At 35.9% G+C, this 26797-nt stretch carries 26 protein-coding genes; 23 read left to right on the top strand and 3 right to left on the bottom strand.

Translation table 11 applies throughout. The features are described from left to right. Positions 1 to 18: 18 nt before the first annotated feature. From DFR80_RS10425 to DFR80_RS10345, 17 genes are all read left to right on the top strand, one after another. Entirely contained in the window at positions 19 to 267 is a 249-nt protein-coding gene (locus DFR80_RS10425) for a (2Fe-2S) ferredoxin domain-containing protein (protein WP_076544812.1), read from the top strand. Beyond that, entirely contained in the window at positions 260 to 1987 is a 1728-nt protein-coding gene (locus DFR80_RS10420) for a [Fe-Fe] hydrogenase large subunit C-terminal domain-containing protein (protein WP_076544813.1), read from the top strand. The genes DFR80_RS10425 and DFR80_RS10420 overlap by 8 nt, the downstream gene beginning before the upstream one ends. Beyond that, positions 1987 to 3141 carry a SpoIIE family protein phosphatase gene (locus DFR80_RS10415; RefSeq protein WP_114489931.1) on the top strand — a complete coding sequence of 385 codons (1155 nt, stop codon included), beginning with the start codon at positions 1987 to 1989 and terminating at the stop codon, positions 3139 to 3141. Before DFR80_RS10420 ends, DFR80_RS10415 begins: the two co-directional genes overlap by 1 nt. A 19-nt stretch (positions 3142 to 3160) precedes the next feature. Further along, positions 3161 to 3400 (top strand): NAD(P)H-dependent oxidoreductase subunit E, encoded by a 240-nt coding sequence (locus tag DFR80_RS10410; protein ID WP_076544815.1) that lies wholly within the window; start codon positions 3161 to 3163, stop codon positions 3398 to 3400. An 11-nt stretch (positions 3401 to 3411) separates the two neighbouring features. Next, complete coding sequence (locus DFR80_RS10405) at positions 3412 to 4833, top strand: monomeric [FeFe] hydrogenase (protein ID WP_114489930.1); 1422 nt, start codon at positions 3412 to 3414, stop codon at positions 4831 to 4833. A 113-nt stretch (positions 4834 to 4946) separates the two neighbouring features. Next, a complete protein-coding gene (locus DFR80_RS10400; protein WP_233493823.1) occupies positions 4947 to 5444 on the top strand; it encodes a DUF123 domain-containing protein in 498 nt (165 codons plus the stop codon). 50 nt (positions 5445 to 5494) lie between these two features. Next, entirely contained in the window at positions 5495 to 7642 is a 2148-nt protein-coding gene (pcrA, locus tag DFR80_RS10395) for a DNA helicase PcrA (protein WP_076544818.1), read from the top strand. A 12-nt stretch (positions 7643 to 7654) separates the two neighbouring features. Continuing rightward, complete coding sequence (gene ligA / locus DFR80_RS10390; protein WP_114489928.1) at positions 7655 to 9670, top strand: NAD-dependent DNA ligase LigA; 2016 nt, start codon at positions 7655 to 7657, stop codon at positions 9668 to 9670. A gap of 79 nt (positions 9671 to 9749) precedes the next feature. After that, on the top strand, positions 9750 to 10037 hold the full coding sequence (gene gatC, locus DFR80_RS10385) for an Asp-tRNA(Asn)/Glu-tRNA(Gln) amidotransferase subunit GatC (protein ID WP_076544820.1): 288 nt from the start codon (positions 9750 to 9752) through the stop codon (positions 10035 to 10037). Between the two features lie 25 nt (positions 10038 to 10062). Beyond that, positions 10063 to 11505 carry an Asp-tRNA(Asn)/Glu-tRNA(Gln) amidotransferase subunit GatA gene (gene gatA / locus DFR80_RS10380; RefSeq protein WP_114489927.1) on the top strand — a complete coding sequence of 481 codons (1443 nt, stop codon included), beginning with the start codon at positions 10063 to 10065 and terminating at the stop codon, positions 11503 to 11505. Between the two features lie 21 nt (positions 11506 to 11526). Continuing rightward, on the top strand, positions 11527 to 12972 hold the full coding sequence (gene gatB / locus DFR80_RS10375) for an Asp-tRNA(Asn)/Glu-tRNA(Gln) amidotransferase subunit GatB (protein WP_114489926.1): 1446 nt from the start codon (positions 11527 to 11529) through the stop codon (positions 12970 to 12972). Between the two features lie 110 nt (positions 12973 to 13082). Then, positions 13083 to 13706 (top strand): CoA pyrophosphatase, encoded by a 624-nt coding sequence (locus DFR80_RS10370; RefSeq protein WP_233493821.1) that lies wholly within the window; start codon positions 13083 to 13085, stop codon positions 13704 to 13706. 94 nt (positions 13707 to 13800) lie between these two features. Next, positions 13801 to 14313 carry a YeeE/YedE thiosulfate transporter family protein gene (locus tag DFR80_RS10365; protein WP_114489924.1) on the top strand — a complete coding sequence of 171 codons (513 nt, stop codon included), beginning with the start codon at positions 13801 to 13803 and terminating at the stop codon, positions 14311 to 14313. Positions 14314 to 14332: 19 nt separating this feature from the next. Next, positions 14333 to 14869 carry a DUF6691 family protein gene (locus DFR80_RS10360; RefSeq protein WP_114489923.1) on the top strand — a complete coding sequence of 179 codons (537 nt, stop codon included), beginning with the start codon at positions 14333 to 14335 and terminating at the stop codon, positions 14867 to 14869. Positions 14870 to 14934: 65 nt separating this feature from the next. Continuing rightward, positions 14935 to 16311, top strand: a complete 1377-nt coding sequence (locus tag DFR80_RS10355) for a rhodanese-like domain-containing protein (protein WP_076544826.1) — start codon at positions 14935 to 14937, stop codon at positions 16309 to 16311. A 165-nt stretch (positions 16312 to 16476) separates the two neighbouring features. Next, entirely contained in the window at positions 16477 to 16806 is a 330-nt protein-coding gene (locus DFR80_RS10350) for a helix-turn-helix transcriptional regulator (RefSeq protein WP_084566130.1), read from the top strand. A 49-nt stretch (positions 16807 to 16855) separates the two neighbouring features. Next, positions 16856 to 19360 (top strand): CoA-disulfide reductase, encoded by a 2505-nt coding sequence (locus DFR80_RS10345; protein WP_114489922.1) that lies wholly within the window; start codon positions 16856 to 16858, stop codon positions 19358 to 19360. 126 nt (positions 19361 to 19486) lie between these two features. Here DFR80_RS10345 and DFR80_RS10340 read toward each other — a convergent pair whose 3' ends face one another. Continuing rightward, entirely contained in the window at positions 19487 to 20854 is a 1368-nt protein-coding gene (locus DFR80_RS10340) for an MATE family efflux transporter (RefSeq protein WP_114489921.1), read from the bottom strand. Positions 20855 to 20871: 17 nt separating this feature from the next. Continuing rightward, positions 20872 to 21801: an AEC family transporter gene (locus DFR80_RS10335; protein ID WP_076544829.1), complete on the bottom strand. Its 930-nt coding sequence runs from the start codon at positions 21799 to 21801 to the stop codon at positions 20872 to 20874. Between the two features lie 202 nt (positions 21802 to 22003). On the opposite strand from DFR80_RS10335, the gene rlmD reads away from it, so the two are divergent. The 6 genes from rlmD (at position 22004) to DFR80_RS10305 (ending at position 26221) form a co-directional block, all read left to right on the top strand. Beyond that, positions 22004 to 23368 carry a 23S rRNA (uracil(1939)-C(5))-methyltransferase RlmD gene (gene rlmD, locus DFR80_RS10330; protein WP_233493819.1) on the top strand — a complete coding sequence of 455 codons (1365 nt, stop codon included), beginning with the start codon at positions 22004 to 22006 and terminating at the stop codon, positions 23366 to 23368. Between the two features lie 160 nt (positions 23369 to 23528). Next, entirely contained in the window at positions 23529 to 23801 is a 273-nt protein-coding gene (locus tag DFR80_RS10325) for a hypothetical protein (RefSeq protein WP_114489919.1), read from the top strand. 39 nt (positions 23802 to 23840) lie between these two features. Then, positions 23841 to 24059 carry an FmdB family zinc ribbon protein gene (locus DFR80_RS10320; RefSeq protein WP_114489918.1) on the top strand — a complete coding sequence of 73 codons (219 nt, stop codon included), beginning with the start codon at positions 23841 to 23843 and terminating at the stop codon, positions 24057 to 24059. A 119-nt stretch (positions 24060 to 24178) separates the two neighbouring features. Beyond that, positions 24179 to 25321 (top strand): DUF362 domain-containing protein, encoded by a 1143-nt coding sequence (locus tag DFR80_RS10315; RefSeq protein WP_114489917.1) that lies wholly within the window; start codon positions 24179 to 24181, stop codon positions 25319 to 25321. 16 nt (positions 25322 to 25337) lie between these two features. Continuing rightward, the gene (locus tag DFR80_RS10310) at positions 25338 to 25832 is read left to right on the top strand and encodes a metallophosphoesterase family protein (RefSeq protein ID WP_114489947.1); all 495 of its coding nucleotides are present in this window, start codon (positions 25338 to 25340) and stop codon (positions 25830 to 25832) included. Beyond that, a complete protein-coding gene (locus DFR80_RS10305) occupies positions 25832 to 26221 on the top strand; it encodes a YlbF family regulator (protein WP_114489916.1) in 390 nt (129 codons plus the stop codon). Before DFR80_RS10310 ends, DFR80_RS10305 begins: the two co-directional genes overlap by 1 nt. Before the next feature lie 96 nt (positions 26222 to 26317). Here DFR80_RS10305 and DFR80_RS10300 read toward each other — a convergent pair whose 3' ends face one another. Next, the gene (locus DFR80_RS10300) at positions 26318 to 26539 is read right to left on the bottom strand and encodes a NifU family protein (protein WP_076544836.1); all 222 of its coding nucleotides are present in this window, start codon (positions 26537 to 26539) and stop codon (positions 26318 to 26320) included. Positions 26540 to 26797 lie beyond the last annotated feature (258 nt).

Raw genomic sequence — 26797 nt, 5'->3', positions numbered from 1 at the left:
CTTAGAGGAGGACATACAATGAACGAAATAATTATATGTGTTGGCAGCAGCTGTCATTTAAAGGGGTCAGAGAAGATAATAGAAATTTTTAAGAAAGAAATTGAAAAAAATCAGCTTCAAGAAATAAAAATTTCTGGCAGTTTCTGTCAGGGGAACTGTACGGCAGGCGTTAATATAGAAATAGATGGCCAGAAGATAGCTGCAGTCACTGAAGAAAATGCCAGAGGAATCTTCAAAAAATATTTGCTGGATGATCAAAATGAATGAGACCTTGATTGTCAGGCCGGCCAGCTGTAAGGACTGTCATAAGTGTCTCCGGGAATGTCCGGTAGCAGCAATTGGATTTAAAGATAATCAGGCTTTTATTATTGAAGAAAAATGTATTTACTGTGGCAACTGTATTAAAACCTGTCCTCAGGGAGCAAAAAGTGCGCTTTTTGAAGAAAAGAAATTAGAAGCATATTTGGAATCAGACAGCTATTTAATTGCCTCAATCGCACCATCGTTTGTGGCTGCTTTCTCTGAGCTTAAACCAGGACAGTTAGTTAAAGCACTAAAATTAATTGGTTTTGATTATATAGCTGAAACTGCAGAGGCTGCTGCCAGAGTTGTACAGCAGTTTAAAGAGGAGAGAAAAGAGATGGATAAAACTCTGATGACTTCCTGCTGCCCGGCGGTAGTAAATTTAATTGAAAAACACTATCCAGAATTACTGCCCCAACTAGCTTCCGTCCTCTCCCCAATGATGCTGCAGACAGCAGAATTAAAAAATAAATTTGAAAAGGCAAGAGTAGTTTTTATTGGTCCCTGTCTGGCCAAAATTGAAGAAAGTAAAAATGAAAAAAGAAGAAATTATAGACCTGATATTGTAATAACCTTTGAACATCTCAGGCTTTTTTTAGAGAAGAAGGGAATTAAAATTTCTGAACTTAACGAGGTAGAGGTGGATCTTCCAGCCTCTCAGTTGACTGCAGATTATGCTCTTTCTGGTGGTGCTGTTAAAGCAGCAGATTTACTTCGAGCTGATCCCGGTTGTGGAAATAAAGCACTGCATTTAAGTGGTCTTGATAATATAATAAATTTTCTGGAAGATTTAAAAAGAGATAAGGCTAAGATTAAGGTAGAGCTGGTCGAACTGCTTGCCTGCTCAGGGGGGTGTATTAATGGTCCAGCAATCAATAATGATTTAAGTATTCCTTTAAAAGAGTTAGAAGTTCATAATTATTTAACAGCTAATAAAAAAAATAAAATTAAAAGCTATCTTCCTATAAATAAAGAGGTATCAATTAAAAGAGAACATCAGAATAAAAAAATGCAGCTGCCTGAAGTACCGGAGTCAGCAATTAGAAAAATATTGGCTTCGATTGCTAAAGAAAAGAAAGAGGACGAAAAAGACTGTGGTGGCTGTGGTTATTCGAGTTGTCGCGAAAAAGCAGCTGCAGTATATCATGGATTTGCGGAAAAGAAAATGTGTATTCCCTACATGAAATCAAGAGCTGAGTCTCTATCTCAAATTATAGTTGAGTCATCACATAATGCGATAGTTGTAGTCAACGATCAGATGGAAATTCAGAAATTTAATCCTGTGGCCCGAGAACTATTTACTCAGACGAATAGAGATTTGAAGGGGATAAAACTGGATAAATTTATTAACAGCAGTAGTTTTCAAAAAGCCTGGAATCTTAATCAGCGGCTTATTCACCAAAAATGCTCCTATAAAAAGGGAGGTATTATCGTCGATCAGACTATTTTCGCGCTTAAAGAACATAAAGTTATAGTTGGAATTTTAACTGATATCAGCCAGCAGGAAAAACAGCGGCTTGAGCTTCAGAAAATGAAAAAAGTAGCTGTTGAAAAAACAAATGATGTTGTTAATAAACAGATGCAGACTGTGCAGGAAATAGCAGGTCTTTTAGGAGAAACAACTGTAGAAACAAAGGCTGCTTTAACAGAGCTTGCAGATCTGCTGCAGGCAGGTGATGAATAATGGGACTGGTTTTTGAAGAATTTTATAGATCGATTCCTAAAGCTGGAGAGGAAGTCTGTGGTGATAGCGTAGAGATTATTAAAAAAGGAAATAAAACTATTGTCGTTTTATCTGATGGTCTGGGAAGTGGTATTAAAGCCAATATTCTTTCCACCTTAACCGCAAAAATTGCTTCCGGGCTGCTGGAAAAAGAACTACCTTTAAAAGAAATTCTTTCGACCATTCTGGCTACACTTCCTGTTTGTGAAGTTAGAGGAATTGCTTATGCTACCCTGGTTTTTTTAATAATTGATCAAAATCAGCAGCTGCGGCTGATAGAAATTGATAGTCCTTCAGCTTTTTTATTTAGAAACAAACAGGTGCAAAAATTAGATTATAGAGAGTTTGAATTAGAAGGCAAAAAAATTAGAGAGGCCAATTTTAAATTTCAGCGTCAGGATCAGCTGTTTTTAGTTAGTGATGGAGTTACTCATGCCGGGATAGGGGGACTTCTAAATTTCGGTCTGGGCTGGGAGGGAGTCGCCTGTGAAATTGAAAGAGTAGTTAAAAGAAGTCAGACAGATTTAAAAAATAATATTAATAAACTAGTTAAAGTTTTTAATACTTTTTATGGGGATCAGGCTGGTGATGACTTTACAATTATTGGTATGAAATATCGTAGGAAAAGAAAATTAAATATCTGGAGTGGTCCTCCTTTGAAAAAAGAAAATGACAGTCTTCTGGCCAGGAAAATTTCTGAAGCCGAAGGTAAAAAGATTATTAGTGGGGGAACTACAGCTCAAATTGCAGCTCGCGAATTGAACAGAGATCTGGAGGTTGGACTTAAATATTATGATCGAGATATTCCTCCAATCAGTAAAATGGATGGAATTGAACTTTTAACTGAGGGATTATTAACTTTAAACCGGGTTCTTTCAATGCTAAAAAAATATAAACCTGGTCAGATTCCAGTTGAAGGTAAGGATGGAGCTTCTCGTTTTACCCGTCTGCTTTTGGAAAGTGATAGTGTTAAATTTCTGGTAGGCCGAGCTGTTAATGAATCTCATCAGAGTCTTAATCTGCCAATTAATCTTGGAATCAGAAGTCAGATAATTAGTCAGATTGCTGAGCAGCTGAGGCGGATAAAAAAGAAGGTCGAAATTGAATGGTTTTAAGTCAGAGGAGGTGGAATAGATGTCCAAAAACATTTTGAAAATATGTATAGGAACTCCCTGTCATTTGATGGGAGCTGCGAATTTGCTTGAATCAGTAGAAAAATTTGATTGTAAGCTGCGGCAAAAAATAGAGTTAAAAACAAGTCACTGTATTGATAACTGTTGTGATCAGGCTCCAGTTGCTGAATTTAATGGTAAAGTTTATCAGAATTTAAATCCGGAAAAACTATATAAGATTATAAGAGAGAATATAAAATAGGAGCTGTTAAAATGAGTAATAATGCAATTTCTGAGATTGTTAAGTTAAAAAGAAAACTGTATGTTGAGCTTCTCAAGCTTGTTAAATCTGGAGATCTGACAGCAGAAATTTCGAATTTATCTAAAAAAATGATAACAAAAGATACAGCTCGCTACAGATGCTGTGAATTTAAAGAAAGAGCTATTTTTGAGGAGCGAATTAAAGCAGTACTGGGTTTTAATATTGCAGAAAACAGCAAAAAAAGTTTGGAGGAACTGGCAGCTTCATTGCCACGCTGGCAGAAGAAAAAAAGGATAGTTGAAGTAATTGGTAAAGCATGTGACAGTTGTCCAATTGATAAATATCTAGTTACCGATGCCTGCAGAAATTGTGTAGCCCATAAATGTGTTAATAGCTGTCCGGTAAAGGCAATAGTAGTTATTCAGAATAAAGCTTATATTGATCAGGATAAATGTGTGGAGTGTGGCAAATGTGCTCAGGCCTGTTCTTATAATGCTATCTTAGAAAATGAACGCCCCTGCAGCAGAGCCTGTGAGCTTGATGCCATCAGTTCTGATTCCAATCGTCAAGCTAAAATTGATCAAAAAAAGTGTGTAAGCTGCGGCAGCTGTATAGCAGCCTGCCCTTTTGGAGCAATAACAGCGATTAGTGATCTGATTGAAGTTGCCCTAAATTTGTTTGCTGAAAAAAATAACTTGGCTGTGATGCTTGCGCCTTCATTTTTAGGCCAATTTGGACATCAGCAGAGTGCAGCAAAGGTAAATTATGCTCTGAAAAAAGTTGGTTTTAGGCTGGTGAGAGAAGTTGCTGCTGGAGCTGAAATAACTGCAGCAGCTGAAGCTGAAGAACTGGAAGAAAAAATTGAATTTAATAAGACATTACTTTCTTCCTGCTGTCCGGCCTTTAAAAAAATGGTAGAAAAAGAATTTGAAGAACTTTCAGCTCTAATTTCTAAGACAGACTCTCCGATGTCAGTAACCGCGGCAGAAATTAAGAGTAAAAATCCTGAACTGAAGACTGTTTTTGTGGGACCATGTACTGCCAAAAAGGCAGAGGCACTAAAGGATAAAAATGTTGATTATGTTTTGAATTTTGCAGAGATGCTCGCCTTATTTACAGCCAGCAATATTAATTTAGCTCAAATAAATGAGGAAGAAGAACTAAATGATGCCGGACAATTAGGCAGACAGTTTGCCTATGCTGGGGGTCTACAGCAATCTTTAAAGGAACTGACAGCATCTGATTTTAAATGCCGGCAGCTAGATGGATTAGGAAGACTAAAAAAAGAACTTTATTTAATCAGGGCAAATAAACATGATTATAATTTTCTGGAAGGGATGGCCTGTAGTGGTGGCTGTGTTGGGGGTCCATTTTCGATGATTAATCAAAATTTAGCTAAAAAATTAGTAAAAGAATTTGCAGAATCCTTTTAGTTCTTGATTTTTGGTTTAAATAATAATTGCTAAATTCCAGCTTAAAAATTGATAAAAACTTATAAATGTATTATAATTGAAATGCCGGGATACCGGCATTTTTTCTGTTCAATATGCAGGAAATAAGTGATTTTAACTTAAATAGAAAAGTTAGTGGAGTGATTGTAATGAGTGAATACCCTGCTGGTGGAGTATATATTTTAAAAATAAAAGTTGAATATCAAAAGAAGATTAGGATTGGTGCCCTGGGTAAGAAAGACTTTACTCCTGGTTATTATTTTTATGCGGGTACAGCTCAGCGGAACCTTGAAGCAAGAATTAAACGTCATTACAGCAGTGATAAAAAATTCCACTGGCATATAGACTACTTTTTAGCAGAAGTAAAGCTGGAAAAAGATTTTGTTTTTGAGCTCCCAGCTGAAGGAGAATGTTTTCTGGCCCAAACTTTAATCAATAATGGTGGTAGAACACCAGTAGAAGGTTTTGGGGCCAGTGACTGCAGCTGTGGCAGTCATTTAATTTATTTTTCTCTGACTGAAGGTAGAGAGATTATGGAGCAGCTAAGTTCAGAAAAGGATTTGGAAGCAGAATTTTATGCGGCTAAGGGTTAAAATAATAACATTTAAAAAAATAATAAGTTTTAAAATAAGGAAGTGATTTGGTGGAAGCAAGTGAAGTACTGAAAAATTTAAATCAGGCTCAAAAAGATGCTGTTAAACACCATAAAGGTCCAGAGCTGGTGCTGGCTGGTGCTGGTAGTGGAAAAACTAGAGTTCTGACCAGAAGAATAGGTTATTTAATCAACCATTATGGAGTTTCTCCCTATAATATTCTTGCTGTAACCTTTACCAATAAAGCAGCAAATGAAATGAAAGAAAGAGTAAAGGATATGGTGGGAGGAGTAAACAGCAGCCTCTGGGTTAGTACTTTTCACTCTTTTTGTGTTCGGATTTTACGCCGCGAGGCGGAAAAGCTTGGTTATAATAAAAATTTTGTTATTTTTGACAGTCTCGATCAGCGAAAACTTGTAAAAGAAGTTTTAAAATCAAAAAATCTAGATCCCAAAAAAACTAAACCGAGATCTGTTTTAAGTAAAATTTCAAATGCAAAAAATGAACTAAAAACTCCGGAAGAGATGCGAGCAGTTTCTGGCAGTTTTTTTGATCAGACTGCAGCTGATATTTATGCAGAATATCAAAAACGTCTTAAAGAAAATAATGCTATGGACTTTGATGACCTGATTCAGCAAACTGTAAGGCTTTTTGAAGAATATCCACTTGTTCTGGAACACTATCAGGAACGTTTTAAATATATTCTGGTAGATGAGTATCAGGATGTCAATCATGCTCAGTACCAGTTGGTAAATTTGCTGGCAGAGAAATACCGAAATGTATGCGTAGTTGGTGATCCAGATCAGGGAATCTATGGTTTTAGAGGAGCTGACATCCGCAATATTTTAAATTTCGAAGATGATTATCCGGATGTTAAAACTATTCGCCTGGAGCAGAATTATCGCTCTAAAGGGAATATTTTAAAAGCTGCTCAGGCAGTAATTAAAAATAATGCCTCCCGCAAAGAAAAAGAACTGTGGACAGATCAAGGGGAAGGTCCTAAACTGGAACTTTATGAAGCTAAAGATGAAAAAGAAGAGGCTGATTTTGTCTGTCGAACTGCAAAAAAACTGACTGAAAAGGAAGATTTAACCTTTGATGATCTGGCTGTTTTATACAGAACAAATTCTCAGTCAAGAGCTTTTGAGGATATGCTGATGAAATATGGTATTCCCTATCAGATAGTCGGGGGAGTTCGTTTTTATGAACGAATGGAGATTAAAGATATTATGGCTTATCTGCGTCTTATTTACAATCCGGCTGATGATATCAGTTTTTTAAGGATTATTAACCGTCCTAAAAGAGGAATTGGAGCCGGGACTCTGGGTAAGATCCAGGATTTTGCTGAAGCAGAAGGTCTTAACTTATATCAGGCTGCTTTAAAGTCTAAAGAAAACCCTGCTTTAAGTGGAACCTATGCTAAAAGAGTGCTTCATTTTACAGAAATTATAGAAGAATTAAGAGCTGAACAGGATGAGATTGCCCTGGCCAGATTGACTGAAAAACTTTTAGATAAAAGTGGTTACCGTCACAATTTAGAAGAAGAAAAAACAGCTGAAGCAGAGAGTAGATTGGAAAATATAGAAGAATTATTTTCTGTTATCAATGAGTATATGAAAAATAGTGACAACAATACTCTGGCTGGATTTTTAGAGGAAGTTACTCTAATGTCAGATATTGATTCTATGGAAGAGAATCAGAGTTCTTTAACTTTGATGACCATTCATTCTGCTAAAGGATTGGAGTTTCCAGTTGTCTTTTTAGTCGGTATGGAAGAAGGAATTTTTCCTCACTCTAATTCAATGTTTGAACAAAAAGGAATGGAAGAAGAAAGGCGTCTCTGCTATGTTGGGATGACCAGAGCAGAAGAAAGATTATATTTAAGCAGAGCACAGGTCAGACTTCGTTTTGGGGAAAGAAAAATAAATCCTCCTTCTCAATTTATCGAAGAGATACCTTCTGAACTGCTTTCAGGGGCAGCTGATACCCGTTCTGAAATGGCAAAAGAGGAAGAACTTATTCATAGTGATAATTCTGGTACTGATTATGCTATTGGTCAAAAAATTGTCCATCCTCGCTGGGGAATTGGAACTATTCTTTCTATTCGGGGAGAAAAAAATCCAGAATTAAAAATTGCTTTTGCCGAAGGTAAGACCAGAAATTTACTGGCAGAATATGCTCCAATACAGAAAGTTTAGGTAGGTGTAGAGATGACAAATTTAACAAAAGAAAAGGCAGAAAAGAAAGTAAAAGCTTTAAGAAAAAAAATAAGAGAACATGAATATAAATATTTTGTACTTGATGATCCTTCAATTTCTGATGCTGAGTTTGATCAGTTGATGCAGAAATTAATTAAACTTGAAGAAGAGTTTCCCGAACTTGTAACTGAAGATTCCCCCACTCAGCGAGTCGGAGGAGAGGTTCTGGATGAATTTGAAAAAGTTGAGCATTCTGCAGCTATGCTGAGTCTGGATAATGCATTTGATGCTGGGGATTTAAGAGATTTTGATCAGCGGGTCAGGAAAAATCTTAGTGGTGAAGATTATCAGTATGTAGTAGAGCACAAAATTGATGGTCTTTCGGCAGTGATGAGATATAGAGATGGGAGTTTTGAGTTGGGTGCAACCCGGGGGAATGGAGAAGTTGGTGAGGATATTACTCAAAATATGAAAACTATCCGCTCACTTCCCTTAAAAATTGAAGAGCAAGCAGAGATGGAGCTCAGAGGAGAAATTTATCTGGCAAAAAGTGAATTCCAGCGTTTAAATGAGGAAAGGTTGGAAAATGAAGAAGCTCCCTTTGCCAATCCCCGTAATGCCGCTGCAGGTTCAGTTAGACAGCTGGACAGTAAAATTGCTGCTCAGCGCAGTTTATCTATTTTGATTTATGATCTTATTTCCCATTCAACCAGAGAATTTGAGACCCATCTTGAAGTGTTTTCTTACTTAAAAGAGCTGGGTTTTAAGGTCAACTGGCATCAAGCAGCTGCAGATATTGAGGCGGTTATTGAAATCTGTGAACACTGGCAGGAAGAAAGGGAAAGTCTGGATTTTGAGATTGATGGACTGGTAATCAAAATTAATAATCTTTCACTGAGAGAAAAATTAGGTTCAACAGCAAGGTCACCTCGCTGGGCAATTGCCTATAAATTCCCGGCTCAGCAGAAGACAACTCAAATTAAAGATATAGAAATTTCACTCGGGAGGACAGGGGCACTAACCCCCACAGCTATTCTGGAGCCAGTGGAGTTGGCTGGCTCAACAGTGAGTAGAGCGACTCTGCATAATGAAGATGAAATAAAAAGAAAAGATATCCGGATTGGTGATACTGTTCTGGTTCAGAAAGCAGGAGATATAATTCCCGAAGTTGTAAAAGTAATAAAAGAAGAACGCGATGGTTCAGAAAAAGAATTTAAAATGCCAGATCAGTGTCCGGTCTGTGGTGGTGAGGTAATTAGGCCTGAGGGTGAAGCTGTTACCCGCTGTACTAATATCAGCTGCCCCGCCCAGCGCAAGGAGAGTATACTTCATTTTGTTTCCAGAGATGCGATGAATATAGATGGGGTTGGTCCTGCATTAATTGAACAGCTTTTGGAAAACAATCTGATAGAAGATTATGCTGATCTTTACTTTTTAAAGCAGTCACATCTTAAGGACCTGGATAGAATGGGCGAAAAATCTTCTCAAAATGTGATAGAGGCAGTTGAAGCCAGTAAAGACAGAGAATTCTTTCGGGTTCTCTATGCACTGGGAATCAGACATGTTGGAATTGGTGCTGCCAGAATTTTAGCAGCAAACTTTAATTCTATAGAAGAGCTGCAGCAGGCTTCAGCAGAAGAATTAGAAGCAATTGATGAAATTGGCCCGGTGATTGCCGAGAGTATTGTTGGGTTTTTTAAGGAAAGACACAATAGAGATCTTTTGAGCAGATTAAAGCAGGCCGGGATCAGGCTGCAGAAAAAAGAATCAGAAAGCACAAAATTTCTTGAGGGCTTAAAATTTGTGTTTACAGGTTCCTTAAACAATTACAGCCGTTCTGAGGTTAAAGATTTAGTTGAAAAAGCTGGCGGCAGGGCAGTTTCTTCAGTTAGCTCTAAAACAGATTATCTGGTAACTGGAGATAATCCTGGTTCTAAATATGATAAAGCCAGGGAGCTCGGGATCGAAATCTTGACTGAAGAAGAGTTTAAGGAATTAATTGAGGAGAAAAATTCTTCTGAGAATTAAGTGTTATTATTTGCTAATCATTTAAGATTAGAATTTTAAATAGATTATAAAATTATCCTAAAGTGAGGAGGAAATATAAATGATTGATAAAAAAGATGTAGAGTATGCAGCAGGTTTAGCACAGCTTAAACTTGATGAGGAAGAAAAAGAAAAGTATACAGAACAGATTGGTGAAATACTTGATTATGTTGATAAGCTGAGTGAACTGGATACAGATGATGTTGTACCAACAGCGTATACAGTACCCATGAAAAATGTACTGCGTAAAGATGAGGTTCAGGAGTCACTTCCGCGTGAAAAATCACTGGCCAATGCGCCGGATAAAAAAGATGGGCAGTTTAGAGCACCAAAAATTATGTCAGATTAAGCAGTTAAGGAGGTAAGATAATAAAATGAATATTTATGATTTAACAATTCATGAACTAAAAGATAAAATTGCTGCCGGAGAAATGACTCCTGCAGAAATTAAAAAAGCTTTTGCAGATAGAATTAATGATGTAGAAGATAGAGTAAAGTCTTATATTACAGTAACTGATCAGCTTGCAGAAAATGGGCTAGCAGACTATGAAAATAAGAAGGATGGTCTTTTAGCTGGGATTCCAATTGCAGTTAAGGATAATATGTCAACAGATGGCATAAAAACCAGCTGTGCTTCAAAAATGCTGGAAAATTATAAACCACCCTATGATGCAACAGCTGTGAAAAAATTAAACGAAGCTGGAGCAGTTATTATGGGAAAAACCAATATGGATGAGTTTGCTATGGGATCTTCAACCGAAAACTCTGCCTTTTTCAACACCCATAACCCCTGGAATTTAGATCGAGCTCCCGGTGGATCCAGTGGAGGATCAGCAGCAGCAGTTGCAGCAGGCGAATGTGCAGCAGCTCTGGGATCTGATACAGGTGGTTCAATTAGACAACCTGCGTCTTATTGTGGAGTAGTAGGTTTAAAGCCTACTTATGGTATGGTTTCTCGTTATGGGCTGGTAGCTTTTGCTTCTTCTTTGGATCAAATTGGCCCTATTACAAAGGATGTTGAAGACAGTGCAATTTTGATGAATGTAATTGCAGGTCATGATCCAAAAGATTCTACATCTATTGAAGGCAAAAAAGAAGACTATACTGAATATCTTAAAGAAGATGTCAGTGGTATGAAGATTGGTATTCCAGAAGAATACTTTAATTTAGATTTTGATAAAGATGTTAAAGAAAGTGTACTATCAGCAGTAGAAAAGCTTAAAGAAGCGGGAGCTGAAGTGGAAACGGTACATATGACAGATGCTTCTTATGCTCTGGCAGCTTATTACGTAATTGCTCCAGCAGAGGCCAGTTCTAACTTGGCTCGTTATGATGGGGTTCGTTATGGTCTGCGCAGTGAACATGCTGCTGATATTAGTGAAATGTTTACGAACACCAGACATGAGGGTTTTGGTGATGAAGTAAAAAGAAGAATAATGATTGGTACTTATGCCTTAAGTTCAGGTTACTATGATGCTTATTATCTTAAAGCTCAGAAGGTTAGAACTCTGATTAAGGATGATTTTGACCGTATTTTCAATGATTTCGATCTAATTATTACTCCTACGGCACCGACAACAGCTATTGAACTGGGATCAAATAGTGATCCGCTAGAAATGTATTATACAGATATCTTTACAGTACCAATTAATATTGCCGGTGTGCCAGCAATGTCTGTACCCTGTGGCTTTGACAGCAAAGAAATGCCAATAGGGCTGCAGTTAATTGGACCTCACTTTGGTGAGGGGAAAATTATTCAGGCAGCTTATACGCTGGAAAAATTATTAGATATTAGCAATAAAAGAGCGGAATTATAAATACTTAAGAGAGGTGAAAAAATGTCCACTAAATATGAAACAGTAATTGGACTTGAAGTCCATGTACAGCTAAATACAGATTCTAAGATTTTCTGCGGCTGCAGCACAGAATTTGGCAAAGAACCCAATGAAAATACATGTCCGGTATGTCTGGGATTACCTGGAACTCTGCCGGTATTAAATAAAAAAGCGGTAGATTATGCAATTATGGCAGGTTTAGCTCTAAATTGTGATATTGCTGAATACTCTAAATTTGATCGCAAAAATTATTTCTATCCAGATCTGCCAAAGGCCTACCAGATTTCTCAATTTGATCTGCCAGTTGCAGAAGACGGTAAAATTGAAATTGAAACTGATGAGGGTATCTTTAATATTGGAGTCACCAGAGTTCATTTAGAGGAAGATGCAGGTAAATTGATCCATGAGGGGAGTATTGATAAATCTAAAGGTAGTCTGGTAGATTATAATCGTACCGGAGTTCCTCTCATTGAAATTGTTAGTGAACCTGATATGAGAACTCCTGCTCAGGCAAGGGCTTATTTAACTGAGCTAAAAATGATCATGGAGTATCTTGAGATTTCTGACTGCAATATGGAAGAAGGCTCTCTACGCTGTGATGCCAATGTGTCCCTGCGGCCTGTAGGACAGGAAGAATTTGGCACTAAAGCAGAGTTGAAAAACATGAACTCTTTCAGTGCAGTAGAAAAGGGTTTAGAATATGAGGTTAAAAGACAGCGTGAAATTCTGGAAGAAGGTGGGGAAGTTGTTCAGGAAACTAGAACCTGGGATGAGTCTTTAAATAAGACAATCTCCATGCGTGGTAAAGAAGAAGCACATGATTATCGCTACTTCCCTGAGCCTGATTTAGTTCCTCTAGAAATTGATGAAGCCTGGAAAGAAGAAATGCGTAAAGAAATTCCAGAACTGCCGCGAGAAAAGTATAAGCGCTTTGTTTCCGAACTGGGGCTGCCTGAGTATGATGCAGGTGTGCTGACAGGAGACAAAGATATGGCAGTTTTCTTTGAAGAGGTTCTTAAAGACTATACTGACCCTAAAAACTTAAGTAACTGGATGATGGGAGAATTTTTGAGATTATTGAATGAAAATAATCATTCACCATTTGAGTCTGGTGTTACTCCACTGAATCTGGCAAAAATGCTGAAGCTGATTGATCAGGATGTTATCAGCGGTAAAATTGCCAAAGAAGTTTTTGAAAAAATGTATAACAGTGGTAATGATCCTGAGACTATTGTAGAGAGCGAGGGTCTAAAACAGATTAGTGATGAAGATGAATTAGAAAATATTGTTGATGGAATTATTGAAGCTAATCCAGATGCAGTAGAAGATGTTCAGAGTGGTAAGGATAGAGCAATAGGATTTTTAGTAGGACAGGTAATGAAAGAAACAAGAGGTAAGGCCAATCCTGGTCTGGTAAATCAGATGTTGAGGGATAAATTGATGGATTAAATAGAATTTAATTCAATAACTAATAAATAGCTTATTTACTGGTCTCCGGAAAGCTGCATTTTTGGAGGCCAGTAAAATTATTAAAAAATAGATTAATATTATTTTTAAGGGTGATTTTTTTGAATATTGAAAATATAAAAGCGAAGATTCAGAATAGAATACCCGGACCGACCAGAATACAGCATTATTTTTCAGTTTTAATTCCTTTAGTTGAGATTGATGGTGAGATACATTTAATTTATGAGCTGCGATCTAAGAATTTAAACACTCAGCCAGGAGAAGTATCTTTTCCAGGAGGAAGAATTGAGAGAGGGGAGGAATTCTCTCAGGCTGCTGTTAGAGAATGTAGTGAAGAGCTTTTGATTCCAGAAACAAAAATTGAACTTTTGGGAGAAACAGATTATTTAATAACACCATTTAATTTTATAATTTATGCTTTTGTTGGTAAAATAAATGTGAATTCAATTGAAGAAATCGGGGTTAATAATTACGAAGTTGAGGAAATTTTTACAGTTCCCTTAAAATTTTTTTTGAATCATCAGGTGGAAAAGTATGCAGCAGTTTTAAAAAGTGAATTTGATCAAGATTTCCCCTATCATCTTCTACCACAGGGAGAAAAGTATAACCCCAGACAGGGTGATTATCAAATTTATTTTTACCGCTATCAGGGACGAGTTATCTGGGGAATTACAGCAGAAATAACAAAATCTTTTATCGATATCTTAAAACATTAATTTATCTTTATTGGAGGAATTATGCTTTTTGTCTGGAATATGGTACTAACAAACAGTTTAAATAAATTTACTGGGAAAAAGGAGTTGGTTTCTAATGATTAAGTTTATTTTTGCTGACAGTTGGTCACCCTATCTTGTGGGGACATTAATTGGAGTTTTAAGCTGGTTTTCCTTTATAATTTCCAGGAAAGCCCTCGGCACCTCTACCTCATTTGCCAGAGGGTCTGCAAAATTGGGGGCTCTTTTCCTGGGAGAAAAAGTTTATGATTGGAAGTATTATCAGAAATATAAACCTGAACTCGAATGGCAGTCAATGCTGGTAATTGGAATTGTAATCGGAAGTTTTATTTCCGCAGTTCTTTCTGGAGAGTTTAATCTGGCTTTTCTACCTCAAACAGAATTTGAGTCAATTTTAAATCAGAATCTAATCGGCAGAATTTTTTCAGCTTTTACTGGAGGTATTTTCCTGGGCTTTGGGGCTCGTCTGGCAGGCGGCTGTACAAGTGGGCACGGTATAAGTGGAACTTTTCAGTTAAGTATTGCCAGCTGGATTAGTTTAGTCGGATTTTTTGTTGGGGGAGCTATAACTGCATTTTTAATTTTTTAATTGAGGCAGGTGGAAAGATATGGAAAGCAAACTTAGATTAATTAAGGGACTGGGTACCGGAATATTTTTTGGTTTTCTGCTTCAGCGAGGTGGAGTAACTGATTATAATGTTTTAGTCGGTCAGCTTCTTTTAGAAGATTTTACGGTAGCCAGGATAATTTTAACTGCAATAGTTGTTGGAATGCTGGGAGTTTATTTTTTAAGCGATAGAGGGCTTGTTGTACTTAAACCTAAGTCCGGTTCCTTGCGGCGTACAATTTCTGGAAGTTTAATTTTTGGAGCAGGTTTTGCTCTGCTTGGTTACTGTCCGGGTACAATTGCTGGTGCTATTGGTCAGGGGAGTATTGACGCCCTTATCCCCGGGCTGCTAGGGATTTTTACTGGTTCCTTTATTTTTGCAGCTTTTTATGAAAAATATAGTGATTTTATAGAGAAAAATAAATTCAAGTTTAATACTTTTCCCGAGCTTTTTAAAATTAATCACTGGAAAATTATTATTCCCCTGACTACTGTAATTATTATCTTTTTATTCTGGCTGGAGAGTATAGGCTTTTAAGTTAGAGAGTCTGGGCTTTTGGGTTAGAGATTTAGAATAAAATTACAAAAATGGAGTGGTTATTTATGTTATTTGAAAAAATAAAATCACCAGGACTTGCTCATATTTCATATTTAATTGGTGATGGTAGTGAGGCTGTGGTGATTGATCCCAGAAGAGACATTGATATTTACTTAGAAAAAGCTGTAGAAGCAGGATATAAGATTACTAAAGTTTTTGAGACTCATCGTAATGAAGATTATATAGTTGGCTCAAATGAATTAAAAGTAAAAACTGGAGCTGAAATTTGGCATGCAGATCGGATGCTGGATTATCAGTATGGCAAAGCTGTTGAGGATGGCCAGGAGTTTAAGGTTGGGAGTTTAAAGTTTAAAGCAATGCATACACCCGGACACACTCCTGGTTCAATGTCCTATCTTCTATATGGTTATGAGGGAGAACCCTGGATGGTCTTTACCGGAGATGCACTTTTTGCTGGAGATGTTGGCAGAATTGATTTTCTGGGTGAGGAGAATTTGGAGAAGACAGGAAGCTGGTTATATGATTCTATTTTCAATAAAATACTGCCTTTGGGAGATGAAGTTATTCTCTGTCCTGCTCATGGTGCTGGTTCGGTCTGTGCTTCAGCAATTTCTGATAGAGAATGGACAACTCTTGGTATAGAAAAGAAGTTAAACCCTAAACTTCAGGTTAAAAATAAAGAAGAATTTATTAATCTTGTTGGCGAAATGTTGGAATATCCTCCTTATTTTAAAAATATGGAAGAATCGAATTTAACCAGACAGGAACTTTTGGCTAACTATCAGCAGCCAGCTGCTCTTTCAGCTGCTCAGTTTACTGAGGCTATGGAAGATGATAATACTTATATTATAGATGTAAGAACAGAAGTCAGTTATGCATCTGCACATCTACCAGGTTCAATTTCTATTCCTCTACAAAATCTTCCAAGTTTTGTCGGTTGGTTTATTCCAACTGGAGCCAGGATTTTACTGGTAACTGAAGGTGAATATCCTAAAGAAGCGATCAAGCATTTATATAGAACTGGTTATGATAATATTCTTGGCTATTTAGGAGGGGGAATTATTAAATGGCATATGACCGGCAGGAATAGTGAAGCGATTAATACGGTTACTGTTGATAAACTTTGTAAATTGCTGGATAATGACTCTGATGACTGGTTTATTCTTGATATTCGCTCTGAGGATGAGCTCGAAGAAGAGGGAGAAATTAAGTATGCAGAACATATTCATTTAACCCAGCTGCCTGAAAATTATAATCAGCTGCCTAAAAATAAGCCAATATATATTTTCTGCGGTAGTGGTTTGAGGTCAATGACAGCAGCAAGTTTATTAAAAAATGCAGGTTATACTAACCAGTGGGTAGTATTAGGAGGTTTGACTGCCTGGAATTCAACAACCTGTCCAGTAGTTAATCATCAATAAAATTAAGGTATAAATCCAGGTGGCCATTTTTGGCCACCTTATATTTTAGCTGGAAAATTTATTTTAAGCTGCTTTGTTAAATAATTCTTAAAATAGCTTGACATTTTATTCACTATATCGTATTATTTAAATAATGCAATACAAATTAAGATTGGAGGTAAAAAAATGCCTTTTTTCACAGGTGAAGAGGGAAAAGAAATTTTAAAAGAACACGGAGATATATTGGAAGAAGAAGCAGAGTTATTAAAAGCGCTTGCTCATCCAGTAAGATTGATAATTGTTAAAGGACTAATGGCTGAAGAAGGCTGTAATGTTTCCGAAATGCAGCAGTGTCTGAATATTCCTCAGTCAACACTATCTCAGCATCTTGCTAAATTAAGAGAAGCTAATATCTTAAATAGTGAAAGAAATGGTCTGGAGAGAAATTATTATGTTGTTAATAAAAAAGCTATGGATATTATAAATGTACTTCAGGATTTTAAAGTAAACAAATAAATTAAAGTTATTAGTAAAAGTTTATTAAAAAATAATTAGGAGGATAATAATGCCTAAGAAAGTAGTTATAGTAGGTGGAGTTGCAGGAGGAGCAAGTACTGCAGCCCGGCTACGAAGAATGGATGAAGATATTGAAATAATAATGTTAGAGAAAGGAAAGCATATCTCTTTTGCCAACTGTGGTTTACCTTATCATATTGGTGAGGTTATAAAAGAAAGAGAGAAGCTATTGGTTCAGACTCCTCAATCTATGGAGGAGAGATTTGATATTGACGTTAGAATTCAGCATGAAGCTGTTAAAATTAATCGGGAGGCAAAAGTAGTAGAAATTAAGGATCTCCAGAGTAATGAAGTATATCAGGAGAGTTATGATAAACTTGTTCTATCTCCCGGCGCAGAACCTATTAAACCACCACTGCCTGGCCTTGATTTACCTGAAGTTTTTACACTTAGAAATATTCCGGATACAGATAAAATAAAGAATTTTGTAGATGAAAAAAAACCTAGCCGGGCTGTAGTAGTAGGTGGAGGTTTTATTGGTCTGGAAATGGCTGAAAATCTTCATGAAAGAGGAATAGAAGTTTCAGTTGTAGAGATGATGGATCAGTTAATGGGATCACTTGACTATGAAATGGCTGCAATGCTTCATAATCATCTTAGAACCAAAGGTATTGATCTGCATTTAGGAGATGGCATAACTGCTGTTGAAGAAGCGGATGGAAGGAAAATAGTAAAATTACAGAGTGGTAGAACTGTAAAAACTGATCTTGTTATTTTGTCTATTGGAGTAAATCCAAGAACTGAACTGGCAGAAGAGGCGGGGCTTGAAATTGGAAGCAGTAAAGGAATTAAAGTAAATGAATATCTTCAAACTTCAGATCCCAGTATTTATGCTATTGGTGATGCTATAGAAGTTAAAGATCTGGTGACAGACAGGTCGGTTAGAATTCCTCTTGCTGGACCTGCTAATAAACAGGGTCGAATAGCTGCTGATAATATTTGTGGAAGGAAAGAGACATACAAGGGAACTCAGGGAACTTCAATTGCTAAAGCCTTTGATTTAACAATTGCTTCCACAGGGGTTTCCGAAAAGACACTTAAAGATCTAAAATGGGATTATCAGGTTGTTCATACAAATTCTAATAATCATGCCGGTTATTATCCAGGGGCAGTACCGATGATGATCAAATTAATTTTTGCTCCGGATAACGGCAGGATACTGGGAGCTCAAATTGCAGGTTATGATGGAGTTGATAAAAGAATTGATGTTCTGGCTACAGCAGTTAGACAGGAAATGGATATTTATGATCTCCAGGAGCTAGAACTTGCTTATGCACCACCATTTGGTTCAGCTAAAGATCCAGTAAATATGGCAGGTTTTGCTGCAGGTAATATTTTAAATGGTCTGGTTGAGCCAGCTTACTGGCAGGAACTAGAAAATATTGATCCAGAGCAGACAGTAATTCTCGATATTCGCGAAGAAGTAGAAACACAGCTGGGAAGTATTGATAATTCAATTAATATTCCGCTAAATGATTTACGAGATAATTTAGATCAGCTTGATCCCCAAAAGGAGTATATCGTCTACTGTGCTATAGGCTTAAGGGGATATATAGCTGCCCGAATATTAAACCAGAATGGTTTTAGTAAAGTCCGCAATTTAAGTGGTGGTTATAAACTATACAAGGCTGTTAAAGATGATCAGGAACAGGTTATTGAGGATCCGGCTGAAGCAAATTATAATTCTGCAGAAAGTCCGGAAGAAGCAAATCTTGCTGCTAAAGACATGTTAAAATATGGCAAAGGTACAGTGGTAGAACTGGATGCCTGTGGACTGCAGTGTCCGGGACCAATTATGCAGGTATATAAAAAGATGGAGACAATGGAAAATGGAGATATGCTGGAGGTAACAGCAACTGATCCTGGATTTATGCAGGATATTAAAGCCTGGGCTAAAAACACTGGTAATACTGTTCTAAGAATAGAAGAACTTGCCGATAAAATAGAGGTTACTCTTTTAAAAGGCCAGTATAATCAAGGCCAGCAGGCAGAAATGGTTCAGAATACTGCTGCTCAATCAGTTCAAAAAGGAAAAACGATGGTTGTTTTCAGTGGTGAACTGGACAAAGCTATAGCATCATTTATAATTGCCAATGGAGCAGCTGCAATGGGTAATCAGGTAACTTTATTCTTTACATTCTGGGGTTTAAATATTTTAAGAAAAGATGGCCCGGTCAATGCGGATAAGAGTATGATGGAAAAAATGTTTGCTAAAATGATGCCTCAGGGTAGTAAAAATCTGCCACTTTCAAATATGAATATGATGGGAATTGGACCAAAGATGATTCGAGGTATTATGGAGAAAAAAGGTGTTGACTCTCTAGAAGAATTGATCGAAAATGCGGTGGAAAATGGAGTTAGACTTGTTGCCTGTCAGATGACAATGGATATGCTGGGAATTAAAAAAGAAGAATTAATTTCCGGAGTTGAAGTTGGAGGCGTGGCAACTTTCTTGGGCTCAGCAGACGAATCTAACATGAGCTTATTTATTTAAGTAATAAAATAAAGTTTTAGTTAAACCCCGGTCAAAGATTAATTTAATCTTGCCGGGGTTTTATAGTTGCTTTAATGAATATAATTAAAATCTGATAGTCAGTTATTAATAAAAACTATTTAGGATTCATGTTTTTCTTTTTTCCATTCTGGCAAAAATACTTCTAAATTTTAACCGTAACCAGATTGAAGCTGGCAAAATACTGGCAGCTTCTGAAATTGGAAAAGCAAACCAGAGATATTCTAAACCGAAATAATGCCCCAATAAATACATTACGGGTAGTAAAACAACAATTTGCCTTAAAAATGAAAAGATGAGGCTGGGAAAGCCATTACCCAGTGCCTGAAAAGTAGTTGAAATAATAATTGCAGGTCCAATAACAGGAAAAGCAATACTTATTTTTTTTAGAGCATTTGTACCAATTCGGAGAAGTTCAGGATCGCTGTTAAACATTTTAATTAGTAGACCTGGTACGGTTTGAAAAATTATAAAACCTGTTGTTGTAAAGGTGATTGCGACAAGAAGAGCAGACTTAAAAGTCTTTTTCATTCTTTCGGGATTATTGTGTCCATAGTTATACCCCATAATCGGCATATAACCCTGATTGAGACCAAAAACAGGCATAAAAACAAAAGACTGCAGTCTAAAATAAATACCTGCCGCTGCAATTGCAGTACTGCCAAAACCGGCCAGAATTTTATTCATACCTCCGAGCATAAAACTGGCCAAAAATTGCATTACCATTGCCGGGAATCCAACTATATAAATATCTCTGATTATTTTAAAATCAAAAGAAAAATCCTTCAAAGAAATTTGCAGCTCATTTTTTTTACTGAAAAGTAAAATGTAAATTAAAAAACTACCGCTGATTATTCTGGCAGCAACTGTTGCAATTGCAGCTCCAGCCACCCCCATCTCCGGAAAAATCCAGATTCCAAAAATTAAAAAAGGATCAAGAATTATATTTAAGACTGAGCCAATCAGCATAGCTATCATCGGGGTAAATGTATTACCCTCTCCCCGTAAAATATTATTACTAATCATCGGAAAAAACATAGCTATAGATCCAATTAAAATAATTTTTATGTATTCACTTCCCATTCTAATCAAATTTACTTTATCTGTAAACAGCTGTAAAATTTGATCAGAAAATAAAAAGCCCAGAATAGCAACTATTACTCCATAAAAAATAGAAAGCATAATACTGTGTTCAGCTGCATTAACTGCTGCATGATTATTGTTCTCTCCCAGTCTTCTAGAAATTAAAGAACTGGCACCTACTCCGGTTCCGACTCCGATCCCGATCAGAATAATCTGAACTGGAAAGGCCAGGGAAAGTGCAGAAAGAGCATCGGTGCTAATACGACCTACATAAATACTATCCACTACATTATAAAGTGCCTGAATAGCCATTGCTATAATTGATGGTATTGAAAGCCTCATCAGCAGAGGAATTATTGGCTCTGTACCAAGTTTTTGAGAGTTACTTTGCATTTTAGGTTCCTCCATTTTTATTTGAAATATGTTGTTAAATAAGAAATTAGTGGGATACTCAGAGCAGCCATTAAAGTTGATAAAAAGAGACTCTCAGCTGCAAAGATATAATTACCCTCATATCTTTCAGCAAAAATCACTCCATTGGCGGCAGCAGGCATTGCAATCTGTAATACAAGTATCGTTCTAACAGGATCAGAAATATTGAATAGGTTTAAGATCATTAATGCAGCTGCTGGTATTAATAATAATTTCAATGCTGAGTAAGATATAATATTTAGATCTTTAAAAATTCCAGTGATTTTAATCTGAGCCAGTCCGCTTCCAATGACCAGCATTGAAAGTGGAAAGGTAGCATTTGCCAGCATATCAACAGCTGTCATAATTGTAGTTGGAAGTTTGATTCCAGTCAGCATTAAAAATAAACCAATGATAATGGCAATAACTCCATTATTAAAGATATCTCTGAGATTAATTTTTTTGTTATCATTGTTTCGTAAAAAAAGGCTGGCTCCATAGGTCCATAAAAAGATATTAAAAACTACTACTCCAATTGAGCCAAAAAAGATACCGTTTTCTGGGAAAATTACATCTATTACTGGTAAACCCATATATCCAACATTACCAAAAATCAGGAAAAATTTAAGAACTACTTTTTTATCTCTGGAAATTGGAAATAATTTAGTAATAACTGTTGCCAAGACTATCAGAATCAGATAAAAAGCAATCCAGTATAAAAATAAATTAATAAAATCTCCCAGCATTTTTGCAGTAATATCGATTTGTAGTGAAGAAATTAGCATAGCTGGCAGGATCAAATCCAAAAGGAGTTTCGAAATAGCACCGGTTTCTTTTTGATCTAAATGTTTGCTGCGCCGGAGAAAATAACCGACAGCAATGAGTAGAAATAATGATATAATTTGTGTTATGACAACCTGAAAGTTCAAAGAACTGCCCCCTTATAAAATTCCTTTAAATTGAATAAAAGTTTGACTGTTATTTAAAATCAATTTGTTTATAAATCATAAATATTCTATCAAATAATTCTACCACAGAAGCATTGAGCTGTAAAGCTGGCTTGATAAGCGGGAGTTTTTTGTGATAAACTTGATAGGGATAAGTTAAGAATTATTTTTAATAGATAGAGGAGTGCCAATTTTGAAAAAAGGTGAGATTAAAAATTTTAAAATAGAAGATTTAGCCCACGGTGGAGATGGAGTTGCCAGAGCAGAAAATGGGATGGCTGTTTTTATTTCTCTGTCTTTACCTGGGGATCTGGTAAAAGCAAAAATTACTAAGATTAAAAAGGATTACGCCTTTGCTGAGTTAATAGAAATTATCGAAGCTGGAGAGGGAAGAACCGAAGCCCCCTGTCCGGTCTATAATGAATGCGGAGGCTGTCAGCTTCAGCATATTAATTATCAAAAAGAACTGGAATTTAAACAAAATAATATTAAACAACTAATTAATCGGATAGCTGAAATCGATAATTTTAAATTAAATGAGGTACTGGCGGCAGATGATGATTTTCGTTATCGTAATAAAGCTCAGTTTCCATTAGCTCTGGATGATAATGATCAGATAACAGCTGGATTTTATAAAAGAGGAAGTCATGATATTGTTCCTAATCATAATTGTTTAATTCAGCATCCTTTAATTAACAGGATTTTAAGAATTACTCTGGAAGAACTGAATAAATTTCAACTGAGTGTATATAATGAAAAGACTCTAAAAGGACTGCTGCGGCATCTGGTGATTAGAGTAGGTACCTGCACAAATCAAGCTTTGCTGGTCATGGTGACTAATGGAGATGATTTTATAGATAAAAATTTAATAGCCAGGACTTTGATGCGCAAAATACCTGAACTAAAGGGAGTAGTTCAAAATATAAACTCTCAAAATACCAATGTTATTTTTGGGAGTAAGGATATACTTTTAGCAGGAGAAAATAAAATTACTGAATATATTGGCAGTACTGCATATTTAATTTCTGCCCGTTCTTTTTTCCAGGTTAATACAATGCAGGCTCAGAAATTATATGATACCGCAGCAAAATATTTGGGGAATACTCACAATTCCAGGGTGATTGATGCCTTTTCTGGTACCGGGAGTATTGCCTTATACCTTGCAGATAAAGCGGAAAAAATATATGCTGTTGAATCTTTGAAGGCAGCTGTTAAAGATGCTAGAGAAAATGCCGGCCTGAATAATGTAAAAAATGTTGATTTTGAATTGGGTAGAGTAGAGGATAAACTGGCAAAGATACTAGAAAAAAATCAGATTGATTCGATTATCTTTGACCCGCCCCGTAAAGGATTGGATCAGAAAACTATTCAGCTGCTGCTTAAAAAGGAGCTAAATAAAATTATTTATATTTCCTGTAATCCAGCTACCCAGGCCAGAGATCTAAAGAATTTAAAAGAAAAATATAGATTAGTAGAAATTCAGCCTGTAGATCTTTTCCCTCAGACCTATCATATAGAGTCTGTAGCCTTATTAGAGTTAAAAAATTAGAATTAGTAAATTATTACTACTATAAACAGCGTTAAACTTTAGTTTTCAGTCTCAAACTGTAAATTATTAACTTGCTAAAACACTTTATTTTATGATATATTATTATAAAGTTATATTTTAATTTCAAGAATCAGGAAACTCCATAACTGGAGGTTAAATTATGAACTTATTTTTATTGATTATATTTTTGCTGGTTGGAATTGCCGGTCTTATTTATAATGTTGATTCTGGAGTCTTTATTGGTCTGGGATTAATCCCCTGGCAGATATTAAAAATTAAATTAAAACGAAAATTTGTTTTGACGGCAATAATTATTAGCTCAATCGCTGGACTCGGTTATTTTATCTACTATTCTAAATGGTTGATTGCTGCTTTATTTGTATTTATTCAGCTTTATAATTACTGGGGTTATCTAAATATTGTTAATGAATAAAAATTAAAATAGAAAAAAGGATATGAAGGAGGAATAAAAATGCCGACATATTTATATGAATGTGAAAAGTGTGGTAGATTTGAAGAATTTCAGAATATTAATGATGATGCCTTAGAAGAATGTCCGGAATGTAGTGGTGAGGTAAAAAGAATTATTGGTTCACCTGGAATAATTTTTAAGGGATCTAATTTTTATGTAAATCAGGATAAAAAGAAAGCAACTAAGTCTAAGGAAAAGAAAAGCGAAAAAGTTTCTTAATCAGGTATTTATTCAGTTAATGCTTTAAAGGCAGTAATTGAGTGAAGTAGAAAATTAAAGAAATAAGCCGGCCTTAGTGCCGGTTTTAATTTTTTCTTGAGCAGAAAGAAGGTAAAAAAATGACTATTGTAGCTGCAAAAAAATGTGCAGGTTATCAAAGGGAAGAACTGGCTGCCAAACTTGATTTATTATTAGATGAACTTGGGGGACTTGCTAACTTCGTTAAGCAAGGAGATCGAGTGGTTTTTAAAACAAATCTTTTAATGGGTAAATCTCCTGAGGCTGCAGTAACGACTAATCCAGAATTTATAAGAGTTCTGGCTCAAAAAGTTAAAGCACTTGGAGCAAAAGTGGTTATTGCTGACAGTCCTGGAGGTCCTTTTAATGAAAAATTACTAAAAAGAGCATACCAAAAATCTGGTCTTTATCAGCTGGCCGCTGAGGAGAATCTGGAATTAAATTATAATACTGATTCCAGAAAGCATGAATATCAGGCTGGTAAGATTAATAAATCTTTTCAGCTGGCTTCATATTTAGAGAATGCTGATTTGATAATTAATCTACCAAAACTAAAAACTCATGGCTTAACAATGTATACAGGTGCAGTTAAAAATCTGTTTGGGTGTATTCCAGGGATTCTGAAAGCAGAATATCATCTCAGAATGCAGGCAGTAGAAGATTTTTCGCGGATGTTAAATGATCTGGCAGGACTTGTTAATCCTGCTTTGACAATCATGGATGCGGTTGTGGGAATGGAAGGTGATGGTCCCTCTAATGGAAGACCAAAAGAATTTAATTATTTGCTGGCATCTACTTCTCCTTATTATTTAGATCTGGCAGCTGTCAGTTTAATGGGTATAGATCCAGTAGAGAAGGTTCCGTCTGTTAAAGCAGCGCTTGATGATCAGCTTATTCAAAAAGACAATTTGGAACTTAGAGGAGATCCAATCCAGGCTCCAGCTGCAGTAGAGATTCCCAAAATTGAAAAGGAGAATAATTTATTTGATACCAAATTGCCCACTTTTTTGTCAGATATTTTAGAAAAATTTCTGCGCCCTAAACCAGTTTTTAAAGAAGATAAGTGTGTGGGCTGCCGTACCTGTGCTGAGAATTGTCCCCCAAATGCAATTACAATGGTTGATAATTTTCCAGAAGTGGAATTAGAAACATGTATTCGCTGTTTCTGCTGTCAGGAGTTGTGCTCCTATGATGCAGTTGAAATTAAGTATCCACTGCTGGCTCGACTGTTTTTTTCAAAGTAATGGAGGTTTAATAGAAATGAAGATAGGAGTTATTTCAGATACACATCTGCCCGGTGCAGATCAGGATTTTCCGAAAAAATTAATTGAAGAACTAAAGAATGTTGATTTGATTATTCATGCTGGTGATCACTGTGAATTAAGATTTTTAAATAAATTAAAATCTATTGCAGAAGTTAAAACAGTTGCCGGCAACAGAGATAGTTATCAGTTACAGCAGAAGTTAAAGGATAAAATTACTTTTGAGACCGCTGGAAGGAAGATTTCAGTTATTCATGGTCATCAATTTAGAGGTAGAAATATTTTGCAGGGTTTAAACTACAGTTTTGGTGATAGTGATATTATTGTTTTTGGTCATACACACAGACCTTTTAATGAAAAGGTAAGTGATAAATTATTTTTTAATCCTGGTTCACCAACAGATAAACGCCTGGAAAAAAATTATACATTTGGTATAATAGAAATTGATGAGGAAATAAAAGCTGAAATAAAAATTTTGAAGGAGGAATCTTAATGTCAGTACATGATACAGCGCGGAGGTTACAGAGAAAATTAAAAAATTCTGATGAATATCAAAATTATCTTGAACTTCGTAAAAAGGTAATGGCAAAAGAAGGTTCAAAGAAGATGCTGCTCGATTATCAGAATTTGATGATGGAAATGCAGAGTAAAAGAATGTCTGGAGAAGAATTGAGTGAGGATGATAAGGAAAGACTTCAAAACCTGCAGAATTTTATTGAAATTAACAATAATGTCAAAAAATATTTAGAAGCCGAATATGCACTCAGTAAGACAATACAGGATATTCAAAAAATAATCTTTTCAGATATAGAAGTAGGAATATCAGAAGCAGAATTAAAGTCAGAGCAAGAAGAGTCAGATTTAGAAGCTGAAACGGAATAGAGGCAGAGTGATTGCTAAACAAAAAAGCATCCCCAGCTTGAGGATGCTTTTAAACTCTTTTTATTTAAATGTTAAAAACTTAAATCTGTTAAAATCTTATACAGGTTTAACTTCTTTAACACCATCAACATTTTGTTTTAAAGTTCTTTCAATACCATTTTTTATGGTTAAGGTTGACATTGGACAACCACTGCAGGCTCCTAAAAGCTTAACTTTAACAACACCATCTTCAGTAACTTCTACCAGTTCAACATCTCCACCGTCAGCCTGAAGACTGGGTCTAATTTTATCAATATATTTTTGTACCTCTTCTTTCATTCTTGCACCTCCTAAATTGACATTTGATTATATTATACAAAAAAACTCAAGATTTTACAAGCATAAATTAAAAGTAGTTTCCCCATTTTTTAAAATAGCAAAAACTCAAAGTTATCAACAGTAAAAAATGTGGATAATTAGCTCTTAGAAGTCCTTAAAATAAATTATCCACAGATTACGCAAAAAAGGTGAAACAAGCTCCTTCTTTTGGTATAATTAGTTTGCAGACAAAAAACACCAAAAGGAGTTGTTTCACCG

The organism is Halanaerobium sp. ST460_2HS_T2 (assembly GCF_003337665.1).
Lineage (GTDB): Bacteria > Bacillota > Halanaerobiia > Halanaerobiales > Halanaerobiaceae > Halanaerobium > Halanaerobium kushneri.
Note: the sequence above shows the minus strand (reverse complement) of the source record. Positions and strands in the feature narration are given on the sequence as shown.